The organism is Cupriavidus sp. H39 (genome assembly GCF_050271075.1).
In the GTDB taxonomy this organism is placed as follows: domain Bacteria; phylum Pseudomonadota; class Gammaproteobacteria; order Burkholderiales; family Burkholderiaceae; genus Cupriavidus; species Cupriavidus necator_B.
This window is the reverse complement of record NZ_CP189848.1, coordinates 2,592,596-2,613,128: the sequence shown is the minus strand read 5'-3', so window position 1 is coordinate 2,613,128 and position 20,533 is coordinate 2,592,596. Positions and strand designations below refer to the sequence as shown.

Genomic DNA, 20,533 nt, shown 5'->3' with positions numbered 1-20,533 from the left:
CACTGCTTGTTGCCGCCCGGGCTCTCAGCCGGCGCTTCCCTGAACACTAGATGGACCATATCCGTAATTTCTCGATCATTGCCCACATCGACCATGGGAAGTCCACCCTGGCCGACCGGATCATTCAGCTTTGTGGAGGGCTGTCGGATCGGGAGATGGAAGCGCAGGTCCTCGATTCGATGGATATCGAAAAAGAGCGCGGCATCACCATCAAGGCGCAGACCGCCGCGCTGAGCTACAAGGCGCGCGACGGCCAGGTCTATAACCTGAACCTGATCGACACCCCGGGGCACGTCGACTTCAGCTATGAAGTCAGCCGCTCGCTGTCCGCCTGCGAAGGCGCGCTGCTGGTGGTCGATGCCTCGCAGGGCGTCGAGGCCCAGACCGTGGCCAACTGCTACACCGCGATCGAGCTGGGCGTGGAAGTGGTGCCGGTGCTGAACAAGATCGACCTGCCGCAAGCCGACCCGGACAACGCGATCCAGGAAATCGAGGACGTCATCGGCATCGATGCGCAGGACGCCACGCCGTGTTCGGCCAAGACCGGCCAGGGCGTGCAGGACGTGATCGAGGCGCTGATCGCCAAGGTGCCGCCGCCCAAGGGCGATGCCGACGCGCCGCTGCAAGCGCTGATCATCGACTCGTGGTTCGACAACTATGTCGGCGTGGTGATGCTGGTGCGCGTGGTCAACGGCACGCTGCGCCCCAAGGACAAGGTCCTGCTGATGGCTACCGGCTCGCAGCACCTGGTCGAGCAGGTGGGCGTGTTCACGCCCAAGTCGATCCCGCGCGACGTGCTGACCGCCGGGCAGGTGGGCTTTGTCATTGCCGGCATCAAGGAACTGAAGGCCGCCAAGGTCGGCGATACCATCACCACCGTGCAGCGCAAGGCCGAAGCGCCGCTGCCGGGCTTCAAGGAAGTCAAGCCACAGGTGTTCGCTGGCCTATACCCGGTTGAAGCCAACCAGTACGAGGCGCTGCGCGAGTCGCTGGAAAAGCTGCGCCTCAACGATGCCTCGCTGATGTTCGAGCCCGAGGTGTCGCAGGCGCTGGGCTTTGGCTTCCGCTGCGGCTTCCTGGGGCTGCTGCACATGGAGATCGTGCAGGAGCGCCTGGAGCGCGAGTTCGACATGGACCTGATCACGACCGCGCCGACGGTGGTGTACCAGGTCGAGATGCGCGACGGCACCACGGTCACCGTGGAAAATCCGGCGAAGATGCCGGACCCGAGCAAGATCGAGGCGATCCTCGAACCGATCGTCACGGTGAATTTGTATATGCCGCAGGAGTATGTCGGCTCGGTGATCACGCTGTGCACGCAGAAGCGCGGCTCGCAGATCAACATGAGCTACCACGGCAAGCAGGTGCAGCTGACCTACGAGATCCCGATGGCGGAAATCGTGATGGACTTCTTCGATCGCCTGAAGTCGGTGTCGCGCGGCTATGCGTCGATGGATTACGAGTTCAAGGAATATCGTCCGTCGGACGTGGTCAAGGTCGATATCCTGATCAACAGCGACAAGGTCGACGCGCTGTCGGTGATCGTGCACCGCTCCAACTCGCAATACCGCGGGCGCGAAGTCGCAGCCAAGATGCGCGAGATCATTCCGCGCCAGATGTACGACGTGGCGATCCAGGCCGCGATCGGCTCGAACATCATCGCGCGCGAGAACGTCAAGGCGCTGCGCAAGAACGTGCTGGCCAAGTGTTACGGCGGCGATATCTCGCGCAAGAAGAAGCTGCTGGAAAAGCAGAAGGCGGGCAAAAAGCGGATGAAGCAGGTCGGTACCGTCGAGATTCCGCAAGAGGCCTTCCTGGCCATTCTGCAAGTCGACGACAAATAAATTGCCGCGGGCAAGGGCAGTGCCAGGGCCACGCCCGGCAGCCTTGTCGGCGTGGTGACAGAACAGGCTGTACCAGGATTTCCAAGAACCAGAAGCCGTCATGAATTTTGCACTGATCCTTTTTGTGCTGGTGGTGATTACGGGCGTGGCGTGGGTGGCCGACAAGCTCGTGTTCGAGCGGCAGCGCCGCTCTTCGGCGCGGCTCGCGCTGGCCGAGTTCGATTCGCAGCAGGGCCGCCTGCAGGGCAGCTTCGGCGCGACCGATGCCGACGCCACGCGCAAGCGCCTGGCCGAGGAAAAGCTGCGCCAGCCGTGGTGGCTGGAGTATTCGGCCAGTTTCTTCCCGGTGATCCTGGCGGTGTTCGTGCTGCGCTCGTTCGTGGTCGAACCGTTCAAGATCCCGTCCGGCTCGATGATCCCGACGCTGCTGATCGGCGATTTCATCCTCGTCAACAAGTACGAGTACGGCATCCGCCTGCCGGTGGTGAACAAGAAGATCATGGACATGGGCGAGCCCCAGCGCGGCGACGTGATGGTGTTCCGCTACCCGAAGGACCCGTCGCTCGACTACATCAAGCGCGTGATCGGCGTGCCGGGCGATGTGGTGCAGTACGCCAACAAGCGCCTGACCATCAACGGCAAGCCCGCCGAGTACACCGCGCTGCCGGATTTCCTGGACGAGGAACGCCTGGCCTATTCGCGGCATTTCCGTGAAAAACTCCCGGGCGGCGTCGATCATGGCATCCTGAACGACGCCGACCGGCCGGCCTTTGTCGCCGGCGCGGACCCGGATTTTCCGTACCGGGACAACTGCACCTACAATCAGCAGGGCGTGACCTGCAAGGTACCCGCAGGTCACTATTTCGTCATGGGCGACAACCGCGACAACAGCCTGGACTCCCGCTACTGGGGTTTCGTGCCGGACCAGAATATCGTCGGCAAGGCGTTCGTGATCTGGATGAACCTGGGCAATTTCGGACGCGTGGGATCGTTCAAATAAGCATCTCCGCGGCGCAAGAACACTCAACATAACGAGGGCAGGCGCGATATGGGTCGATTTGGAAAGGTGGGGGCAAGCGGCCATCCGGCACGGCGCCGGGCTGGCGCCGGCGGGTTTTCCGTGTGGACGCTGCTGGTGATCGTGGTGTTCGTGGTCGGCGTCGCCTTGCCGGCGCTGCGCGCGATCCCGAGCCTGGTGGAATATTTTTCGGTCAAGCGCGCCGCCGGCTACGCCAAGCAGCGCGCCGCCAACAAACGTGAAGTAGTCGAATTCTTCGAGAAGCAGGCCGCCATCGACCGGATTACCGCGGTCAAGGGCGAAGACCTGCTGATCCGGGAAGACGATAACGGCACCATCCGGTCGGTCGATTTTTCGTACCGGACCGAGGTGCCTGTCTACGGACCCCTGAGCCTGTTGATTACCTATTCAGGAACGCAGCACTGATATGAACCTCGACGCCTTGCAGCAACGACTCGGCTACCGATTCAGCAAGCCCGAATTGCTGCAACAGGCGCTGACGCACCGCAGCCACAGCGCCCAGCACAACGAACGCCTTGAGTTTCTCGGCGACTCGGTGCTCAACTGCGCCGTGGCCGACATGCTCTATGGCATGTTCGGCAAGCTCGACGAGGGCGACCTGTCGCGGGTGCGGGCCAACCTGGTCAAGCAGCAGGCGCTGTACGAAATCGCCCAGATGCTGCAGCTGTCCGACACCCTGCGCCTGGGCGAAGGCGAGCTGAAGAGCGGCGGCTTCCGCCGCCCGTCAATCCTGGCCGATGCGCTCGAGGCCATTGTCGGCGCGGTCTTCCTCGACGCCGGCTTCGATGCTGCGCGGGCGCTGATCCGCAAGCTCTATATCCCGATCCTGGAGCAGGTCGACCCGCGCACGCTGGGCAAGGACGCCAAGACCCTGCTGCAGGAATACCTGCAGGGCCACAAGATTGCCCTGCCGCAATATAACGTAATCGCCACCCACGGCGCCGCGCACAGCCAGCAGTTTGAAGTCGAGTGCACCGTGCCTAAACTGGAAGTCCGGGTGTTCGGCACCGGCGCCTCGCGGCGCGCCGCCGAGCAGGCCGCCGCCAAGCTGGCACTGGATGAAGTCCAGAAGCTGGTGCCGCAGCTGCTCAAGCGCAGCCGCGCCGAGCGTACCGGCAAGACCCGCAAGCAACCCCAGCCGCAGGATCCGCAGCTGTCTCTCAGGTTGAAGGAATGACCGAATCTACCCATCCGCAGCAAGACGCGGCGGATACCCCGGCCGCGGCGTTCCGCTGCGGCACCGTGGCCATCGTCGGCCGTCCCAACGTGGGCAAGTCCACGCTGATGAACGCGCTGGTCGGCCAGAAGATCAGTATCACCTCGCGCAAGGCGCAAACCACGCGGCACCGCATCGTCGGCATCCAGACCACGGATGACGCGCAGTATGTGTTCGTCGACACACCGGGCTTCCAGACCCGCCATGCCAGTGCGCTGAACCGTTCGCTGAACCGCGCGGTCACGTCGACGCTGTCGTCGGTGGACCTGGTGCTGTTCGTGGTCGAGGCGGGCTACTACGGTGCCGACGACGAGAAGGTGCTGTCGCTGCTGCCGAAGAACACGCCGGTGCTGCTGGTGACCAACAAGCTCGACCGCATTGGCGAAAACCGCTCGGAAGTGATGATGCCCTTCCTGGAGAAGATGGGGCAGCTGTTCCCATTCCGCGAAGTGGTGCCGATGTCGGCCAAGACCCGCGACCATGTCGCGCGGCTGTTCGAGATCATCCGGCCCTACCTGCCGGAAGGCGAGCCGATGTACGACGCCGACGCCATGACCGATCGCAGCGAGCGTTTCCTGGCCTCGGAAATCATCCGCGAAAAAGTGTTCCGCTGGACCGGCGACGAGCTGCCGTACACCAGCACCGTGATCATCGACAAGTTCGAGACCGAAGGCCGCCTGCGCCGGGTCTTTGCCACCATCCTGGTTGAGCGCGATGCGCACAAGGCCATGATCATCGGCAACAAGGGCAGCAAGCTCAAGCAGATCTCCACCGAGGCCCGCCTTGACATGGAAAAGCTGTTCGACGGCAAGGTCTACCTGGAAATGTGGATCAAGGTGAAGAGCGGCTGGGCCGACAACGAGGCAGGGCTGCGCGCGTACGGCTACGAGTGAGCACAACAGCGAGCGACCGGTGAGCAAGACGGCTGATATTGCCCGCGCGCCTGCGCCACGGTCGCGGCGCGCTGATCCGGTGGTCGACGAGGCTGCCGAACTGCTCGACAGCAAGGCGCTGCCCGGCATGGCCGACGCCGCCGCGCGCGCCATGATGGACCGCGCCATGCGGATCGTGCCGGCCCGGCCCGAGTCGCGCGTGGCCGAACAGCCCGGCTTCGTGCTGCACGCCTGGCCGTACCGCGAGACCAGCCTGATCCTGGACATGTTCACGCGCGACTACGGCCGCATCTCGATGGTGGCCAAGGGCGCCAAGCGGCCGCATTCGGCGCTGCGCGCGGTGCTGCAGCACTTCCACCCGGTCTCGGTATCGTGGAGCGGCCGCGGCGAGGTCAAGACCCTGACCAAGGCCGAGTGGGTCGGCGGCATGCCGCCGCTGGACGGCGACGCGCTGCTGTCGGCGTTCTACCTGAACGAACTGCTGATGCGCTTCTGTCCGCGCGAGGATGCGCATCCGGTGCTGTTCCGCCATTACCTGGCGACGCTGACGCGGCTGGCGCATGGCGAGCAGGCCGGGCTGGTGCTGCGCGGTTTCGAGCGCGTGCTGCTGCAGGAAACCGGTTTCGCGGTGGCCTTCGACCAGTGCCTCAGCACCGGCGAGCGGGTGCTGCCCGGCCTCGATTATGTCTACCAGCCCGAGCGCGGCGTGCGCCGTGCGCAGCCGAGCGACCCGTCCACATGGCCGGTGGTGTCTGGCCAGACGCTGCTGGACATGGCGCAGGACGACTACAGCCGCGCGCAGACCGCCGCGCAAAGCCGCGCGCTGATGCGTTTCCTGCTGCATTATTATCTGCAAGGCGCGCCGCTGAAGACGCGCCAGATACTGATCGACCTGCAGTATCTCTGACCGACAAGAACTCCGACCTACTCCTGCACCTGCTCGCATGATCTTCCACGCAAATCCGGGCGTCATCGACCTTGGCGTCAACATCGACCACGTGGCCACATTGCGCAATGCGCGCGGCACCGTGTACCCCGATCCCCTCCGCGCCGCGCTGCTGGCCGAACAGGCCGGCGCCGACCTGATCACGCTGCACCTGCGCGAAGACCGCCGCCATATCCGCGATGCCGACGTGCGCGCGCTGCGCCCGCAACTGGCCACGCGCATGAACCTCGAGTGCGCGATCACCCAGGAGATGCTCGACATCGCCTGCGAGATCCGCCCGCAGGACGTGTGCCTGGTGCCGGAGCGCCGCGAAGAGGTGACGACCGAGGGCGGGCTGGACGTAGCCGGCCGCTTCGAGCAGGTCAAGGCCGCGTGCGCGCAGCTGGCCGGTGCCGGCATCCGCGTGTCGCTGTTCATTGATCCGGACGTCGACCAGATCGCCGCTGCAGCGGCTTGCGGCGCGCCCGTGATTGAACTGCATACCGGCCGCTATGCCGACGCGCATACGCCCGACGAGCAGGCCGTCGAATTCCGCCGCATCGCCGACGGTGTCGATGCCGGGCAGCGGCATGGCCTGGTGGTCAATGCCGGCCACGGGCTGCACTACACCAACGTGCAGCCGATCGCGGCACTCCCTGGCATCCAGGAGCTGAACATCGGCCACGCCATCGTAGCGCATGCCGTGTTCGCGGGCTGGGAGAACGCGGTGCGCGAAATGAAGGCCATCATGGTGGCCGCGCGGTTGGGCACGCGATATCCCGCCGGGAGCAATCCGGCGTGATCTACGGCGTCGGCACCGACATCATCCAGATCGTCCGCGTGCAGGGCGTGATGACCCGTACCAACGGCCGTTTCGCCGAAAAGGTGCTGGGTCCCGACGAACTGGCCAAGTACCACGCGCGCAAGGCCCGTTCCGAAAAGCGCGGCCTGGCCTTCCTGGCGACGCGCTTCGCCGCCAAGGAAGCCTTCTCCAAGGCGATCGGGCTGGGCATGCGCTGGCCGATGACGTGGCGCGCGATGGAACTGATAAACCTGCCGTCCGGCGAGCCCACCGCGGTGTGCCATGGCGAGCTGGCTGCGTGGCTGGCGGAACGCGGGCTGGTCGTGCGGGTCAGTGTCAGTGACGAACATGATTACGCAGTCGCCTTCGCCATTGCCGAGCGCAGCGGCGCGGCGGCGTCTCAACCTACAGCCTTGTGAACCCAACCCCTTCCATGTCCAAGAAGAATTCCGGCAAGCGGCCGGGCCCGGTGGTCCTCGATGTCGTCGGCAAGCAGCTCGACGCGGAAGACGCGCGCCGCATCGCGCATCCGCTCACCGGCGGCGTGATCCTGTTCGCGCGCAATTTCGAGTCGCGCGCGCAGCTGCAGGCGCTGACGCGCGCGATCCGCGCGGTGCGCGACGACGTGCTGATCTGCATCGACCATGAAGGCGGGCGCGTGCAGCGCTGCAAGACCGATGGCTTTACCCACCTGCCGGCGATGCACCGCCTGGGCGAGCTGTGGGAGCGCGACGTGCTGGCTGCGACCAAGGCGGCGGTCGCGTGCGGCTATGTGCTGGCCGCGGAACTGCGGGCCTGCGATATCGACCTGAGCTTCACCCCGGTGCTGGACCTCGACTACGGCCGCAGCGCCGTGATCGGCGACCGCGCCTTCCACGCCGATCCGCGCGTGGTGTCCATGCTGGCCGGCCACTTGAACCACGGCCTGCTGCTGGCGGGCATGAGCAACTGCGGCAAGCACTTTCCCGGCCATGGCTACGTCGAAGCCGACTCGCACGTGGCGATCCCGGTCGACGAGCGCGCGCTGGACGAGATCCTGGGCCAGGATGCGCGTCCGTATGAGTGGCTGGGGCTGTCGCTGTCGTCGGTGATGCCGGCGCACGTGATCTACCCCAAGGTCGATCCCAATCCGGCCGGCTTCTCGCGTTACTGGCTGCAGGACGTGCTGCGCGCGCAGCTGGGCTTCGAGGGCGTGATCTTCAGCGATGACCTCAGCATGGAAGGCGCCAGCGTCGCCGGCAACGTCACCGAGGCCGCGCGGGCCGCGCTGACCGCGGGCTGCGACATGGTGCTGATCTGCAACCACCCGGACCGCGCCGACCAGCTGCTGGGCGAACTCGACGTGGGCATCGACAAGGCCTCGCAGCGCCGCATCCGCAAGCTGTTCGCGCGGCGCAAGCCGCTGGACTGGAACAAGCTGCAGCAGGAAGGCGAGTATCGCGCCGCGCTGCGCACGCTGAACGAGCACGACCTGATCGCCTGAACGAAGGGTCCGGAGAAAACAAAAATGGCAGCCGCGGCTGCCATTTTTTATTTGCCGCCCTGCACTGGAGCGGGCAAAGCCAGTGCCTTAGTTGGCGCGGCTGCGGTATTCGCCGGTGCGGGTGTCGATTTCGATCTTGTCGCCGATATTGCAGAACAGCGGCACCTGCAGCTCGAAGCCGGTGTTGATCTTGGCGCCCTTGAGCACCTTGCCCGACGAGGTGTCGCCCTTGACGGCCGGCTCGGTGTAGACGATTTCACGGACCAGCGTGGTCGGCATTTCGACCGAGATGGCCTTGTCGTTGTAGAACACGACTTCGACGTTCATGCCGTCCTCGAGGTAGTTCAGCGAGTCACCCATGCTGTCCTTCTCGACTTCGTACTGGTTGTAGTCGGCGTCCATGAACACGTACATCGGGTCAGCGAAGTACGAGTAGGTGCATTCGCGGCGCTCGAGCACCACCACTTCAAACTTGTCGTCGGCCTTGAACACCGACTCGCCCGGTGCGTCCGTCAGCAGGTTCTTGTACTTCATCTTGACCACAGCGGCGTTGCGGCCCGACTTGTTGTACTCGGCCTTCTGCACGACCATCGGATCGCCGCCGATCATGAACACGTTACCGACGCGGAGTTCCTGTGCGATTTTCATCTGAACTGATTTCCTGAAAAATAAAGTCTAGGAATTTGGAATGGCGAAGGCGCGCTGCCGGCGTGCCCGCGGTAAGCCCGCGAGAGCCAGGATCCACGCGCTCGCGACCCCGTGCCCAGCTTGCTTTAGGTCTTTGCCCCGCGCGGTGGTTCACGCTGGGCAAGACCCTGGTTCTCCGGCCCGGTCGCCATTTGGATCAACCGGCTATTTTACCTGATTTTCGCAAAACGCCACCAGGTTGGCGGCAAGGTCGCCCGGATGCTGCAAACGCCGCTCCCAGCGCGGCGCGATCGCGGCAAGGGCCGGCAGCTGCGCCCGCAAACGTGGCCAGTCGGGCGCATTGCCATAGCCGTTCCAGGCGTGCCAGAAATCGGCGAGCGCGGCGGCCGCTTCCGGTGCGGCCCCATATCTGGCGAACAGATCCAGCCAGGCATCGAGCTTGACCCGGTGCGCTTCGTCGTCCTGCGGATAGATATGCCAGACCAGCGGCCGCGCCGCCCACTGCGCGCGCACGAAGGAGTCCTCGCCGCGCACGAAATTGAGGTCGCAGGCCCACAGCAGTTCGTCGTAGTGCTCCTGCCGCACGAAGGGAATGGCCTGCACGCACAGGCTGCCGCGCGCTACCGGCCGGCCTGGTTCCAGCGGGGCGCCCAGCCATTCCGCCACCTGGCTGGCGGCCAGGCCGGCCGGCACCAGGCAATGGACGGCCTCGGCGCCGTCGCGCCATTGTTCCAGCAGCGCCGGCAGGGCGGGGTTACGGTAGGCGAACAGGCTTACGCGCAGCGCGTCGGTTACCGGCGTCACGCCCAGCCGGTGCCACAGTGATGCCTGCGCAGCCGCACCGTCCAGAAACGATTGGCGTTGCGCACCCAGCATCGATTCACGCAACAGGCCTCCGGTGCCCGCCTCGAAGCCAGGGAAGAAGAAGTGCTTGACCAGCGGCAGCCGCGGATGGGGCGAGGGCATTGCGTGGTGCTCGCGGACCCACGGCTCGGCGCTCAGGTACTCCAGGTTGATCCACGCGGGTTTGGGCGCGCGCTGCGCCATGCGGTCGAGGAATGCTGGCGGCAAGTGGCACGCGAAGGCTTCGATGACGGCATCGTGCGGGACGGCGCCGTCGGTACCGTCGGCTTGCCCGCTCGCGGCAGCCGGATGCCAGGGCCGGATTTCCACGCCGGCAAGGTGCTGGACGGCAACCGCGGTGTCGAGTTCCGGCGCCAGCCGTGCGAAGCTCGCCAGGTCATCGACCCACAGCCGCACCGCGTGCCCGTGCTCCTGCGCCAGCTGGCGCGCCAGCCGCCAGCAGACGCCGATGTCGCCGAAGTTGTCGATCACGGTGCAGAAGATGTCCCAGGAGCGGATAGGCATGAGAGGTGGATGTCGGCGGGGCGCCCGTTGAATTGCTCTAAACTTGCGATTTTAGAGGCCGCGAGGCATTGTCGCGCGCCGGCCCGTAGCGGTCACCGTCCCCACATGTCAGACCAGCAACCCGATTCCCCGAATCCTGCCGATGAAGTACCGGCCGAGGCGCACGCCGTAATGCCGCCGGCGCCCGCCGAAACAGCGGCCGAAACGCAGGCAGAACAGCCGGAAGCCGACGCTCCGGCCGAGCCCTTCGATGCCCGCCCGGTCATCTCGCGCCTGCCCGGCCTGCCGGGCGTCTACCGCTATTTCGACGCCAACGGCAATGTGCTCTACGTGGGCAAGGCACGCGACCTGAAGAAGCGGGTGGCGAGCTACTTCAACAAGACCCAGCTGTCGCCGCGCATCGCGATGATGGTGTCGCGCATCGCCCGCATCGACACCACGGTAGTGCGCACCGAGGCCGAGGCGCTGCTGCTCGAGAACAACCTGATCAAGGCGCTGGCGCCGCGCTACAACATCCTGTTCCGCGACGACAAGTCGTACCCGTTCCTGAAGCTGACCGGGCACCGCTTCCCGCGCATGGCGTACTACCGCGGCGCGACCGACCGCAAGCACCAGTACTTCGGCCCGTTCCCGAGCGCCTACGCGGTACGCGAGAGCATGCAGATCCTGCAGAAGGTGTTCCAGCTGCGCACTTGCGAGGACACCGTCTTCAACAACCGCACGCGGCCGTGCCTGCTGCACCAGATCCACCGCTGCACCGGGCCGTGCGTCAACGCCATCAGCGAAGACGATTACGCGCGCGATGTCGCCAACGCGGCGCGCTTCCTGCAAGGCCGACAGAGCGAAGTGCTGGAAGGCCTGCAGGTCAAGATGGAACAGCACGCGGAACGGTTGGAATTCGAGCAGGCGGCGGCGGTGCGCGACCAGATCGCGGCGCTGTCGACCGTGCTCAAGCGCCAGGCGGTGGAAGAGGTGGGCGGGCAGGCGCGCGACATCGACGTGCTGGCGGTGGCGGTCGAAGGCGGGCGTGCCTGCGTCAACCTGGCCATGGTGCGTGGCGGCCGCCACCTCGGCGACAAGGCCTACTTCCCGGCCCATGCGGACGAGGCGGCGATGATCGTCGAGGATGCCGACGAGCGCGCCGAGGATAGCGGCGACGGCGGCGGCGCCGCGGACCCCGCGCTGCCGCTGACCGTTGACCGCATCGCCACGCGCGTGCTGTCGGCCTTCATGGTGCAGCACTATCTTGAACAGCCGGCGCCGCCTATCGTCGTCGTCAGCCATGTGCCCGACGATGCCGCGGTGCTCGAGGCGCTGGCGCTGCATGCCGGGCGCAAGGTCACGCTGGTGCGCCAGCCGCAAGGCCAGCGCAAGATCTGGCTGGAGATGGCGCAGCAGGGCGCGGCGCTGGCGCTGTCGCGCCGGCTGGCCGAGCAGGGCAGCCAGGAAGCGCGCACGCGCGCGCTGGCGGAAACCATTGGGCTGGACCTGGAGGATCTGGCGCTGCTGCGCGTCGAGTGCTTCGACATCAGCCATACCGCCGGCGAGGCCACGCAGGCATCATGCGTGGTGTATCACCATCACGACATGCAGAACAGCGAATACCGCCGCTATAACATCCAGGACATCATCCCCGGCGACGACTACGCGGCGATGCGGCAGGTGCTGACGCGGCGCTACCAGAAGCTGGTCGAACAGATCCAGGAAGACGGCGGCATCGAAGGCGGCGGCGAGGCCGCGGCGCTGGTGCCGCAGATCGTGCTGATCGACGGCGGCAAGGGCCAGGTCGAGGTGGCGCGGCAGGTGTTCGAAGAGCTGGGGCTGGATATCGGCCTGCTGGTCGGCGTGGCCAAGGGCGAGGGCCGCAAGGTCGGGCTGGAGACGCTGGTGTTCGCCGATGGCCGCCCCGCGCTGGAACTGGGGCAGGGCAGTGCCGCGCTGATGCTGGTGGCGCAGATCCGCGACGAGGCGCATCGCTTTGCCATCACCGGCATGCGCGCACGCCGCGCCAAGACGCGCACCACCTCGCGGCTGGAAGAGATCGAGGGCATCGGCGCGCGGCGGCGCCAGAAGCTGCTGACCCGCTTCGGCGGGCTGCGCGGCGTGATGGCCGCCAGCATCGATGAGCTGGCCAGCGTCGAGGGCATTTCCCGCGGGCTGGCCGAGGAAATCTACCGGCAGCTGCACTGACTGCGGCCCCGTACAGGGTGCGGGCCGGCACGTGAATCGCCAATAATGCTCGATCGGGCCCGGAAATCGGCGACAATCGCAAGATTGGTTACCGTCCCCCGCCGTCCGAGTTCCATGCCCTTCAATATCCCGATCCTGCTGACCTGGCTTCGCGTTGCCATGATTCCACTGGTGGTAGGGGTCTTCTACCTGCCCGATGCCTGGCTGCCGATGCACACCAAGAACCTGACCGCGGCGGCGTTCTTCATCATCGCCGCGGTGACTGACTGGCTCGACGGCTTCCTCGCGCGGCGCTGGAACCAGACCTCGTCGTTCGGCGCGTTCCTGGATCCGGTGGCCGACAAGCTGATGGTGACCGCGGCGCTGCTGTCGCTGCTGGCGCTGGGCCGGGTCACCGACCTGATCGCGCTGGTCATTATCGGGCGGGAAATCACCATCTCGGCGCTGCGCGAATGGATGGCGCAGATCGGCGCCTCCAAGAGCGTCGCCGTGAATTTCCTCGGCAAGCTCAAGACCACCGTGCAGATGATTGCGATTCCGCTGCTGCTGTTCAGCGACCCGCTGTTCGGCTTCGATGCCCATCGGCTCGGCACCTGGATGATCTACCTGGCGGCGGTGCTGACGCTCTGGTCGATGATCTACTACATGAAGCTGGCGTGGCCGCAGATCCGCGAACGCAGCGGCGTGGTGGCGCGGGCAGGCGCGCCAAAATGAAAAGAAATCGGAAAAAGAGGTTGACGGCGAGGGCAGTTCTTTGCATAATCTCATTCTCGTTGCTGACGACACAAACGAAAGCAGCGAGATAAGGTGGGTTTAGCGCAAGATGTTGTGAGATATCAGCGTTTTGCAGCATAAAACACCTTGTTTTGATTTCAGTGGTGCCCTGCGGGAGTAGCTCAGTTGGTAGAGCGCAACCTTGCCAAGGTTGAGGTCGCGAGTTCGAGACTCGTCTCCCGCTCCAGGTCAAATAAGGCCCGGCAGCGTGATCTTCGCGGTGCGGGGCTGGCAGTCAGAGTTGTATGCGGGAGTAGCTCAGTTGGTAGAGCGCAACCTTGCCAAGGTTGAGGTCGCGAGTTCGAGACTCGTCTCCCGCTCCAATCCCCAAAGGGAAGCAGCGCTTCCCTTTTTGTTTGGGTTGAATCCGCGCAGCACCTTGCCGTACCGAAGCGCTGCGGCAGCTTAGGCTGAATGCGGATACAATCCAGCAGCACGTCACCTGGCGGGGTGGCAGAGTGGTTATGCAGCGGCCTGCAAAGCCGTGTACGCCGGTTCGATTCCGACCTCCGCCTCCAGTTGCAAGCAGAACGGCGCCTTATGGCGCCGTTTTTGTTTTCCCGCGCGGGCTGCGCCGCCCACAGGTGGCGGGCATGTTACATTACTCCTGTCGTACGCTTTTCGGGGGGCTCCGCGGCTTGGATCGCGGGGCAGCATGTCAATCGCCATCCCCGATCCGTGACGCGCCGCCGGCGTGTCCGGGGCCGCTGCGGCATTTCCCTTCCCCGTTCCGATGCGGCTGCCGATGGCCGCGGCGACTGTCCCGCGCTGACCGCTGGTGCGCGCCGGATGCGCTGTGCCACTTGCCAGGGCAAGGGAGCGGGTTAGCCGTTCAGCCCCTGACACGAGGAATCCCGCACGCATGCATCACGCCACCCCGCTTATCAGTACCATCGTCGGCGGTATCGTCCTGGCCTTTATCCTTGGCGCGGTCGCCAGCCGGCTGCGCCTGCCGCCGTTGATCGGCTACCTGTGCGCGGGCATCGTGGTGGGGCCGCATACCCCCGGCTACACCGCCGACCAGGCGCTGGCGCCGGAACTGGCCGAGCTTGGCGTGATCCTGCTGATGTTTGGCGTGGGCCTGCATTTCTCGATCAAGGACCTGATGGCGGTCAAGCGCATCGCCATTCCGGGCGCGGTGGTGCAGATCGGCATTGCCACGTTGATGGGCATGCTGGTGGCCTGGGGCTTCGGCTGGTCGTGGGGGCAGGGGCTGGTGTACGGGCTGGCGCTATCGGTGGCCAGCACCGTGGTGCTGCTCAAGGCCCTGCAGGAGCGCAACCTGGTGGAATCGCCGCAGGGACGCATCGCCGTCGGCTGGCTGATCGTGGAAGACCTGGCAATGGTGCTGGCGCTGGTGCTGCTGCCGGCGATGGCGGGACTGCTGGCCGGCGCGGGCGAGACGGCAAGCGATGCCGGTCCAGGCACTGGCGAGGTGATGCTGGCAGTCTTCGCCACGCTCGGAAAGGTGGCGGCCTTCGTCGCGGTGATGCTGGTGATCGGCCGCCGCTTTATCCCCTGGATGCTCGAACGCATCGTCTGGACCGGCAACCGCGAGATGTTCCGCCTGGGCGTGCTGGCGACGGCGCTGGGCGTGGCCTATGGCGCCTATGCGCTGTTCGGGGTGTCGTTCGCGCTCGGCGCGTTCTTTGCCGGCATGGTGCTGGCGGAATCCGAGTTCAGCCACCGCGCGGCCGAGGAATCGCTGCCGCTGCGCGACGCGTTCGCCGTGCTGTTCTTCGTGTCCGTGGGCATGCTGTTCGACCCGATGGTGCTGGTGAATGACCCGTGGGGCGTGCTGGCGACGGTGTTTATCATCGTGGTCGGCAAGTCGCTGGCGGCGCTGGGCATCGTGCGCGCCTTCGGGCATGCGGGGCAGACCGGCATGACCATTGCCGTCAGCCTGGCGCAGATCGGCGAATTCTCGTTCATCCTCGCCAGCCTGGGCGTCTACCTGAAGATCCTGCCGGAGCGCGGCCAGGCGCTGATCCTGGCCGGCGCGCTGCTGTCGATTATGCTCAATCCCGTGCTGTTCCACATGCTGGACCTGTACACGGCGCGCCGCGGCCGTGGCGCGGACCCGCAGCCGGCCTGAGCGGCCGGGGCCCGGCGCCGCCCGGTTCAGGCGCCGATGCGCGGCGCCATGGTGCGCAGGTATTCGGTGAACGCCAGCAGCCCCTGGGTCGGGAACTTGTCCTGGTGCACGACCAACTGCAAGGGGCGCACGATGTGCGGCAGGCCCTCGCGGAGCGCCACCAGCGTGCCGCGCTCCAGCTCGTCGCGCACCACGTGCAGCGACAGGCAGCTTACGCCAAAGCCGCTCATCACTGCGCGCTTGATGGCCTCGGCATTGCCCAGTTCCAGCGCGAAGCGCAATTCGCCCAGCAGCGGCACCAGCCGCTCCTCGATGACTTCGCGCGTGCCCGAGCCGGGCTCGCGCACGATCCATTCGGCATCGCGCAGTGCCACCATGTCATGCGGGGCGGCGGCAAGCGGATGGGACGGGCCGACGATCACCACCATCTCGTCGTCGCACCAGCGCACGCTGCGCAGGTCGCGTTCATGGCTGGCGCCTTCGACCAGGCCGATATCGGCTTCGAACTGAAGCAGCGACTGCAGCACTTCACGGGTATTGCCGATGCGCAGGTCCAGCGTGCATGGACCGCTGCGCGAATGGCGGAAGCCCGCCAGCAGCGGCGGCAGCATATAGCTGCCGATGGTGTTGCTGGCGGCGATGCGCAGCTGGACCCCGGTCTGGCCGGCAAAACGTTCCAGTTCCTGGGCCTGGTCCAGCAACGACAGCGCGCGCGGGAAAAACTGCCGACCGGTTTCATTGATGCTGAGGCGGCGGGCGATGCGGTCGAACAGCGGGCTGTCCAGCGCGCGCTCCAGCTCAGCCAGCGAGGCACTGACCGCGGACTGCGACATCGCCAGCGCCTGCGCCGCCGCCATGGTGCTGCCATGCTGGGCTACCGCGACGAAGACCGACAGCTGGCGCAGCGTCAGTCGCAGCGGGCGTTGCTCGGGCCGGGATGCCGCAGGTGGGGTGGGATGCAGGTCCATATCGAAAATATCAATAACGCATAACGATATTACCCGTTTTACGGGTTAGGTGCGCGCCATTACGCTGGAGTCACTAAAGCACATCACCTGAGCCCGCCATGTCTTCCGTCTCCAGCCCCCGCACCACTCCGGCCGCCGCGCCGGCCTTACCGCCCCCCTGGTCACAGCGGCTGCTGACACTGCTCCCGCTTGGCGGCATCGCCTGGCTGGCGATTGCGCTGGCCGAGCACCCGGCGGTATCGCGCTACGGGCTGAGCGCGCTGACGCTGGCCATGTGCGCCGGCATGGTCGCGGCCAATACGCTGCCGCGCCAGTGGCTGGCGCCGCTGGCGCCCGGCATGCAAGTCGCGCGGCACTACCTGCTGCGGCTGGGCGTGGCGCTGTACGGGCTGCGCCTGACCTTCGCCTCGATCGTCGCGCTGGGCCTGCCGGGTATCGCGGTGCCGCTGACCATGCTGGTCGCCACGCTGCTGTTCGGCACCTGGGTGGGCACGGCATTCTTCGGCCTGAGCCGTCGCGAGGCCATCCTGGTCAGTTCCGGCAGCGCCATCTGCGGCGCGGCCGCGGCCATTGCCGTGTCGTCAGTGGTGCGGACCGATGACAAGCAGACCGCCGTGGCGGTGGCGACGGTGGTGCTGTTCGGCACCGTCGGCATGCTGCTCTATCCCTACTTGTACGAACTGGCCACGGGCCACTGGCACTGGGCTGTCAGCGAGCGCATGTTCGGCATCTTCACCGGGGCCACGCTGCACGAGGTGGCCCAAGTGATCGCCGCCGGCAAGATGATCAGCGAGCCGACCGCCGACGCCGCCGTGGTGGCCAAGATGGTGCGCGTGCTGGCGCTGGGCCCGCTGCTGCTGCTGATGGCGCTGTGGCCGCAGGGCGGATCGCAGTCGGCACAAGACGGCGCCGGTGCCGGCCGCCTGCGCGGCATCATGAAGTCGGTACCGTGGTTCGCCGTGGGCTTTGTCGCGGTGATGGCAGTCAATTCCGCCGGCGCCGTGCCTACCGCCTGGAAGGGCCCGCTGATCGCGCTCGACAACTGGCTGCTGGCCTGCGCCATGCTGGCGATCGGCCTGCACACCCGCATCGGCGACCTGGTGCGCGCCGGCCGCAAGCCGCTGGCGCTGGCAGGGGTGTTGTTTGTGTTCCTGATGGGGGTAGGGGCGCTGATGTGCTACGCGATGGCGTGACGGGCGCGGTCCTGACGTAAGCGGAAGAGGGGGCGATGGCTCCCTCTTTTTGCTTTGAGGCAGCAACGGCCGGCAACTGGCCTGGCAACTCTTGCTGGTGCGGCCGACGGGACTCGAACCCGTAAGCCTGGAAAGGCGGCAGATTTTAAGTCTGCTGAGTCTACCAATTTCTCCACGGCCGCACGGCAAGCCCGGTATTGTGGTGGCTTGGCATCCCGGACGCAAGTGCGCCGACGGGCAGACCACTAACCAGTCGTCGCCCCGCCGCCTCAGACGGAAAAGTGACGACACTGTTACGGCTGGTAACAATGTCGTGTGCGCCGTTGCACCTGGAAATTTCCGAACCCCTACAATACCAGTTAAGAGAATTCCCACTTTGAGAGGCGGATATGAAACGTTGGTGGCTTGCAGCATTCGGTATTGCCGCCGGGTTGGCGTCTGGCGCAGCCATGGCCCATGTGAGCGTCGGCGTGGCCGTCGGCGTTCCGGGCGTGGTGATTGGTGCGCCGGCGTATTATCCGCCCGCTCCGGCTTACTATGGTCCGCCGCCGGTGGTGGTGGCGCCAGCGCCGGTCTACTACGGGCCGCCGCCGGTGGTGGTTCGACCGCGGCCGGTCTACTACGGGCCTGGCTACTATGGCCCGCCGCGCTATTACGGCGGCCCCCGCGGTTACTACGGCCCGCCGGGCTATCACCGTGGCCATGGTCACGGACATGGCCGGTGGCGCGACTAGGCGCGGTCTTCGACCACAGTTTTTCCTGAAGCAAAGGGCCCGGTTCCGGGCCCTTTGCTATTTGGCGCTGCACTACGACATAACGCTGGGCGACAGGTTCCAGACATAGCAGCGGTTCTTGATCGACGTCAAAATATTTGAACAGACTGCTCAAAGCGTCACCTGCACCGGGATAAGGGTTTTCCCTAAACTAATGGTGTGACATCGCTATGACGCCTGTTGTCCTGGCCGGCGGTGCCTTGACCAACCAAGAAGCAAGGGGAATCTTATGAAGATCAAACAAGCCGTGATTGCCGCCGCCGCCCTGGCGGTCCTGGGCACTGCCTCCACCGCCTCGTTCGCCGCTGCGGGCAAGGTCGACCCGTATCTCGACGGCGCCAAGATCGGCGCAGTCGACCCGTACACCGACGGCGCGAAGGTTGGCAAGCCGGATCCGTTCACGGACGGCGCACGTGTCGGCAAGGCTGACCCGTACACCGACGGCGCCAAGCTCGGCAAGCCCGATACGTTTACCGACGGCGCCTGAGCGCACCGCTGCAGCCGTCGCATGACCAATGGCCCGCTCGCGGGCCATTTTGCCGTGGTGAGTCCGGCGGCAGGTCATGGCGGCCCGCTTGCCATGACGATGGCGCAGGTGCGGCGCTATACTTCGGCCTCAATCCAAATCAATGACCAGGAGAGTGGCATGCAGCAAAAGACGGTTCTGACGGCAGACGACGTGAAGAAGATCATGGCCGCAGCGGAAACCGAAGCAAAGAACCATCACTGGGCCGTGTCCATCGTCGTGGTCGATGACGGCGGCCATATGCTGGGCATGCAGCGCCTGGACGGCGCCGCGCCGATCTCGGCCTATATCGCCGGCGAAAAGGCGCGTACCTCGGCGCTGGGCCGCCGTGAGTCGAAGGTCTACGAAGACATGATCAACAACGGTCGCTACTCGTTCATGACGGCGCCCGTGCTGCACGGCATGCTGGAGGGCGGCGTGCCCATCGTCTGCAATGAGCAGGTGGTGGGTGCCGTCGGCGTGTCGGGCGTGAAGTCGACCGAGGACGCGCAGGTCGCGCGTGCCGGCATCGCCGCGCTGGGCCTGTAAGGCGATCGCGCCGGCGCTGGCGCCGGTGCATGAAAAGGCCGCGCAGGCATGGCCTGCGGGGCGGCATAAAAGAGGGCATGGCTGGGTACGGCCGGCCTGGCGTGGGGTCTGACTCCCGCCTGCGGCACGCATACCTGGCTACTGCCCAACACCTCGTTCCGAGGTGGTCCCCACAAAAGTCTTTGCTGCCACGTTCGTGGCGTCCGCGCCTGGCCCGGGTTTCATATCGCTTTTCCCGCGCTGCCTCCCTGAGGAATCGCCGCGGGGCCGCGTCATTTCGTCAGGATCAGCTTGCCGTAGCGCGTCACGCGCAGCGTGTAGACCTCGCCGTTGTGCAGGATCGGCAGCGTGTTGGCACCGCGCATGATGGCTTCCAGCGCTACCGGCTCGCCGGCGGGCGCCGAGCTCAGGCTGTCGCGCACCAGCGCTTCCAGGCGCGCGGGCAGGGCGGCCACGGCGGACTTGACCGAGGCGATCGCCGACGGGGTGCCCTTTGCGCTGGCATCCCGGCGCGGCTGCGCGGCCACGTCGACGCGGCGCAGCGACAACCGGCGGCGGCTAACTTCACGGGGTTGCGACAGCGGCAGGGAAAGTGTGCTCATCATCTGGCTCCGTTCTGCGATAGGAGAGTAAGGGGGAGTGCAATCGGGGCGGCCGTGCCACCGCAGGGGCAGTCAATGGAAGAATATTAAATGAGAACCGTTATCATTACAATAGCCTCTTCCTAAGATTCAGGTAACGGCTACGGTGGTGCCGCCGCGCGAGCGGGCAGCTGGGTGCGAGCTGGCGGCCCATGACAAAAGGGCACCCGAAGGTGCCCTTTGTCGTTCGAGGGCGCCCGCAGGCGCCGGCTTACTGCTTGGGTTCGGTGATGAAACCGATCTTGCCCAGGCCGCCATGCTGCGCGGCGGCCATGACCTCGGCCACGCGCTCGTAGCGCACCGCACGGTCCGCGCGCAGATGCAGCTCAGGCTGCGGCTGCTGCTGCGCGGCCAGCGCGATATTGCTTTCCAGCGTGGCCTGGTCCACTTCCACCTGGTTCCAGAAGACCTTGCCGCTTGCATCGATAGACACGTTGATGTTCTGCGGCTTAGGCTCGTTCGGCGTGTTGGTGGCGCGCGGCAGGTCGATCTTTACCGCATGGTTGATCACAGGGATGGTGATGATGAAGATGATCAGCAGCACCAGCATGACGTCGACCAGCGGCGTCATGTTGATTTCGCTCATCACCTCGTCGTCGTCCCCTTCGATAGTGCCGAATGCCATGA

General features: G+C 65.7%; 21 protein-coding genes and 4 tRNA genes. 19 read left to right on the top strand and 6 right to left on the bottom strand.

Annotated features, from left to right (window positions below; translation table 11 throughout):
* The first annotated feature begins 50 nt into the window (after positions 1-50).
* From lepA to nagZ, 9 genes are all read left to right on the top strand, one after another.
* Complete coding sequence (lepA, locus tag ACOCMH_RS27465) at positions 51-1,844, top strand: translation elongation factor 4 (RefSeq protein ID WP_427310338.1); 1,794 nt, start codon at positions 51-53, stop codon at positions 1,842-1,844.
* A gap of 100 nt (positions 1,845-1,944) precedes the next feature.
* Positions 1,945-2,844, top strand: a complete 900-nt coding sequence (gene lepB, locus ACOCMH_RS27460; protein WP_171517769.1) for a signal peptidase I — start codon at positions 1,945-1,947, stop codon at positions 2,842-2,844.
* 48 nt (positions 2,845-2,892) lie between these two features.
* A complete protein-coding gene (locus ACOCMH_RS27455) occupies positions 2,893-3,288 on the top strand; it encodes a DUF4845 domain-containing protein (protein ID WP_427310336.1) in 396 nt (131 codons plus the stop codon).
* Position 3,289: 1 nt separating this feature from the next.
* Positions 3,290-4,060: a ribonuclease III gene (rnc, locus tag ACOCMH_RS27450; protein WP_012353305.1), complete on the top strand. Its 771-nt coding sequence runs from the start codon at positions 3,290-3,292 to the stop codon at positions 4,058-4,060.
* Complete coding sequence (gene era, locus ACOCMH_RS27445) at positions 4,057-4,992, top strand: GTPase Era (RefSeq protein WP_171517767.1); 936 nt, start codon at positions 4,057-4,059, stop codon at positions 4,990-4,992. The genes rnc and era overlap by 4 nt, the downstream gene beginning before the upstream one ends.
* A 19-nt stretch (positions 4,993-5,011) precedes the next feature.
* On the top strand, positions 5,012-5,899 hold the full coding sequence (recO, locus tag ACOCMH_RS27440; protein ID WP_427310333.1) for a DNA repair protein RecO: 888 nt from the start codon (positions 5,012-5,014) through the stop codon (positions 5,897-5,899).
* Positions 5,900-5,936: 37 nt separating this feature from the next.
* Positions 5,937-6,719, top strand: a complete 783-nt coding sequence (gene pdxJ / locus ACOCMH_RS27435; protein WP_427310331.1) for a pyridoxine 5'-phosphate synthase — start codon at positions 5,937-5,939, stop codon at positions 6,717-6,719.
* Entirely contained in the window at positions 6,716-7,138 is a 423-nt protein-coding gene (gene acpS, locus ACOCMH_RS27430; protein ID WP_427310329.1) for a holo-ACP synthase, read from the top strand. The genes pdxJ and acpS overlap by 4 nt, the downstream gene beginning before the upstream one ends.
* Before the next feature lie 14 nt (positions 7,139-7,152).
* Positions 7,153-8,202, top strand: a complete 1,050-nt coding sequence (gene nagZ, locus ACOCMH_RS27425) for a beta-N-acetylhexosaminidase (protein ID WP_427310327.1) — start codon at positions 7,153-7,155, stop codon at positions 8,200-8,202.
* Positions 8,203-8,289: 87 nt separating this feature from the next.
* Here the strand turns inward: nagZ and efp are convergent, their stop codons facing one another.
* Together efp and earP are read right to left on the bottom strand one after the other, a co-directional pair.
* On the bottom strand, positions 8,290-8,850 hold the full coding sequence (gene efp, locus ACOCMH_RS27420; RefSeq protein ID WP_010814696.1) for an elongation factor P: 561 nt from the start codon (positions 8,848-8,850) through the stop codon (positions 8,290-8,292).
* 204 nt (positions 8,851-9,054) lie between these two features.
* A complete protein-coding gene (earP, locus tag ACOCMH_RS27415; protein WP_427310325.1) occupies positions 9,055-10,218 on the bottom strand; it encodes an elongation factor P maturation arginine rhamnosyltransferase EarP in 1,164 nt (387 codons plus the stop codon).
* A gap of 171 nt (positions 10,219-10,389) precedes the next feature.
* On the opposite strand from earP, the gene uvrC reads away from it, so the two are divergent.
* The 6 genes from uvrC to ACOCMH_RS27385 all read left to right on the top strand — a co-directional run bounded on the left by uvrC (position 10,390) and on the right by ACOCMH_RS27385 (position 15,277).
* On the top strand, positions 10,390-12,408 hold the full coding sequence (gene uvrC / locus ACOCMH_RS27410; protein WP_427313378.1) for an excinuclease ABC subunit UvrC: 2,019 nt from the start codon (positions 10,390-10,392) through the stop codon (positions 12,406-12,408).
* 114 nt (positions 12,409-12,522) lie between these two features.
* Positions 12,523-13,122 (top strand): CDP-diacylglycerol--glycerol-3-phosphate 3-phosphatidyltransferase, encoded by a 600-nt coding sequence (gene pgsA, locus ACOCMH_RS27405; RefSeq protein WP_427310323.1) that lies wholly within the window; start codon positions 12,523-12,525, stop codon positions 13,120-13,122.
* 171 nt (positions 13,123-13,293) lie between these two features.
* Positions 13,294-13,369 (top strand) — tRNA-Gly (locus tag ACOCMH_RS27400).
* Positions 13,370-13,429: 60 nt separating this feature from the next.
* A tRNA-Gly gene (locus ACOCMH_RS27395) sits at positions 13,430-13,505 on the top strand.
* Positions 13,506-13,626: 121 nt separating this feature from the next.
* Positions 13,627-13,700, top strand: a tRNA-Cys gene (locus tag ACOCMH_RS27390).
* A 344-nt stretch (positions 13,701-14,044) separates the two neighbouring features.
* Positions 14,045-15,277 carry a cation:proton antiporter gene (locus ACOCMH_RS27385; protein ID WP_427310321.1) on the top strand — a complete coding sequence of 411 codons (1,233 nt, stop codon included), beginning with the start codon at positions 14,045-14,047 and terminating at the stop codon, positions 15,275-15,277.
* Between the two features lie 26 nt (positions 15,278-15,303).
* Here the strand turns inward: ACOCMH_RS27385 and ACOCMH_RS27380 are convergent, their stop codons facing one another.
* The gene (locus tag ACOCMH_RS27380; RefSeq protein WP_427310319.1) at positions 15,304-16,245 is read right to left on the bottom strand and encodes a LysR family transcriptional regulator; all 942 of its coding nucleotides are present in this window, start codon (positions 16,243-16,245) and stop codon (positions 15,304-15,306) included.
* A gap of 98 nt (positions 16,246-16,343) precedes the next feature.
* Here ACOCMH_RS27380 and ACOCMH_RS27375 point away from each other — a divergent pair, with 98 nt between their 5' ends.
* Complete coding sequence (locus ACOCMH_RS27375; RefSeq protein WP_427310317.1) at positions 16,344-17,438, top strand: YeiH family protein; 1,095 nt, start codon at positions 16,344-16,346, stop codon at positions 17,436-17,438.
* A 95-nt stretch (positions 17,439-17,533) separates the two neighbouring features.
* Here ACOCMH_RS27375 and ACOCMH_RS27370 read toward each other — a convergent pair.
* Positions 17,534-17,620, bottom strand: a tRNA-Leu gene (locus ACOCMH_RS27370).
* Positions 17,621-17,827: 207 nt separating this feature from the next.
* Between ACOCMH_RS27370 and ACOCMH_RS27365 the strand changes: the two genes are divergently transcribed.
* From ACOCMH_RS27365 to ACOCMH_RS27355, 3 genes are all read left to right on the top strand, one after another.
* Positions 17,828-18,172 carry a hypothetical protein gene (locus ACOCMH_RS27365; protein ID WP_171517756.1) on the top strand — a complete coding sequence of 115 codons (345 nt, stop codon included), beginning with the start codon at positions 17,828-17,830 and terminating at the stop codon, positions 18,170-18,172.
* 268 nt (positions 18,173-18,440) lie between these two features.
* Positions 18,441-18,698: a hypothetical protein gene (locus ACOCMH_RS27360; RefSeq protein WP_427310315.1), complete on the top strand. Its 258-nt coding sequence runs from the start codon at positions 18,441-18,443 to the stop codon at positions 18,696-18,698.
* Between the two features lie 159 nt (positions 18,699-18,857).
* Positions 18,858-19,265: a heme-binding protein gene (locus ACOCMH_RS27355; protein ID WP_171517754.1), complete on the top strand. Its 408-nt coding sequence runs from the start codon at positions 18,858-18,860 to the stop codon at positions 19,263-19,265.
* A 272-nt stretch (positions 19,266-19,537) separates the two neighbouring features.
* Here ACOCMH_RS27355 and ACOCMH_RS27350 read toward each other — a convergent pair whose 3' ends face one another.
* Both ACOCMH_RS27350 and ACOCMH_RS27345 read right to left on the bottom strand, forming a co-directional pair.
* Positions 19,538-19,867 carry a hemin uptake protein HemP gene (locus tag ACOCMH_RS27350; protein WP_427310313.1) on the bottom strand — a complete coding sequence of 110 codons (330 nt, stop codon included), beginning with the start codon at positions 19,865-19,867 and terminating at the stop codon, positions 19,538-19,540.
* Positions 19,868-20,117: 250 nt separating this feature from the next.
* On the bottom strand, positions 20,118-20,531 hold the full coding sequence (locus ACOCMH_RS27345; protein WP_427310309.1) for an ExbD/TolR family protein: 414 nt from the start codon (positions 20,529-20,531) through the stop codon (positions 20,118-20,120).
* Between the last annotated feature and the right edge of the window lie 2 nt (positions 20,532-20,533).

Coding starts and splice junctions, on each gene's coding strand:
- lepA (WP_427310338.1), top strand. CDS start 51: ATGGACCATATCCGTAATTTCTCGATCATTGCCCACATCGACCATGGG.
- lepB (WP_171517769.1), top strand. CDS start 1,945: ATGAATTTTGCACTGATCCTTTTTGTGCTGGTGGTGATTACGGGCGTG.
- ACOCMH_RS27455 (WP_427310336.1), top strand. CDS start 2,893: ATGGGTCGATTTGGAAAGGTGGGGGCAAGCGGCCATCCGGCACGGCGC.
- rnc (WP_012353305.1), top strand. CDS start 3,290: ATGAACCTCGACGCCTTGCAGCAACGACTCGGCTACCGATTCAGCAAG.
- era (WP_171517767.1), top strand. CDS start 4,057: ATGACCGAATCTACCCATCCGCAGCAAGACGCGGCGGATACCCCGGCC.
- pdxJ (WP_427310331.1), top strand. CDS start 5,937: ATGATCTTCCACGCAAATCCGGGCGTCATCGACCTTGGCGTCAACATC.
- nagZ (WP_427310327.1), top strand. CDS start 7,153: ATGTCCAAGAAGAATTCCGGCAAGCGGCCGGGCCCGGTGGTCCTCGAT.
- efp (WP_010814696.1), bottom strand. CDS start 8,850: ATGAAAATCGCACAGGAACTCCGCGTCGGTAACGTGTTCATGATCGGC.
- earP (WP_427310325.1), bottom strand. CDS start 10,218: ATGCCTATCCGCTCCTGGGACATCTTCTGCACCGTGATCGACAACTTC.
- uvrC (WP_427313378.1), top strand. CDS start 10,390: ATGCCGCCGGCGCCCGCCGAAACAGCGGCCGAAACGCAGGCAGAACAG.
- pgsA (WP_427310323.1), top strand. CDS start 12,523: ATGCCCTTCAATATCCCGATCCTGCTGACCTGGCTTCGCGTTGCCATG.
- ACOCMH_RS27385 (WP_427310321.1), top strand. CDS start 14,045: ATGCATCACGCCACCCCGCTTATCAGTACCATCGTCGGCGGTATCGTC.
- ACOCMH_RS27380 (WP_427310319.1), bottom strand. CDS start 16,245: ATGGACCTGCATCCCACCCCACCTGCGGCATCCCGGCCCGAGCAACGC.
- ACOCMH_RS27375 (WP_427310317.1), top strand. CDS start 16,344: ATGTCTTCCGTCTCCAGCCCCCGCACCACTCCGGCCGCCGCGCCGGCC.
- ACOCMH_RS27365 (WP_171517756.1), top strand. CDS start 17,828: ATGAAACGTTGGTGGCTTGCAGCATTCGGTATTGCCGCCGGGTTGGCG.
- ACOCMH_RS27360 (WP_427310315.1), top strand. CDS start 18,441: ATGAAGATCAAACAAGCCGTGATTGCCGCCGCCGCCCTGGCGGTCCTG.
- ACOCMH_RS27355 (WP_171517754.1), top strand. CDS start 18,858: ATGCAGCAAAAGACGGTTCTGACGGCAGACGACGTGAAGAAGATCATG.
- ACOCMH_RS27350 (WP_427310313.1), bottom strand. CDS start 19,867: ATGAGCACACTTTCCCTGCCGCTGTCGCAACCCCGTGAAGTTAGCCGC.
- ACOCMH_RS27345 (WP_427310309.1), bottom strand. CDS start 20,531: ATGGCATTCGGCACTATCGAAGGGGACGACGACGAGGTGATGAGCGAA.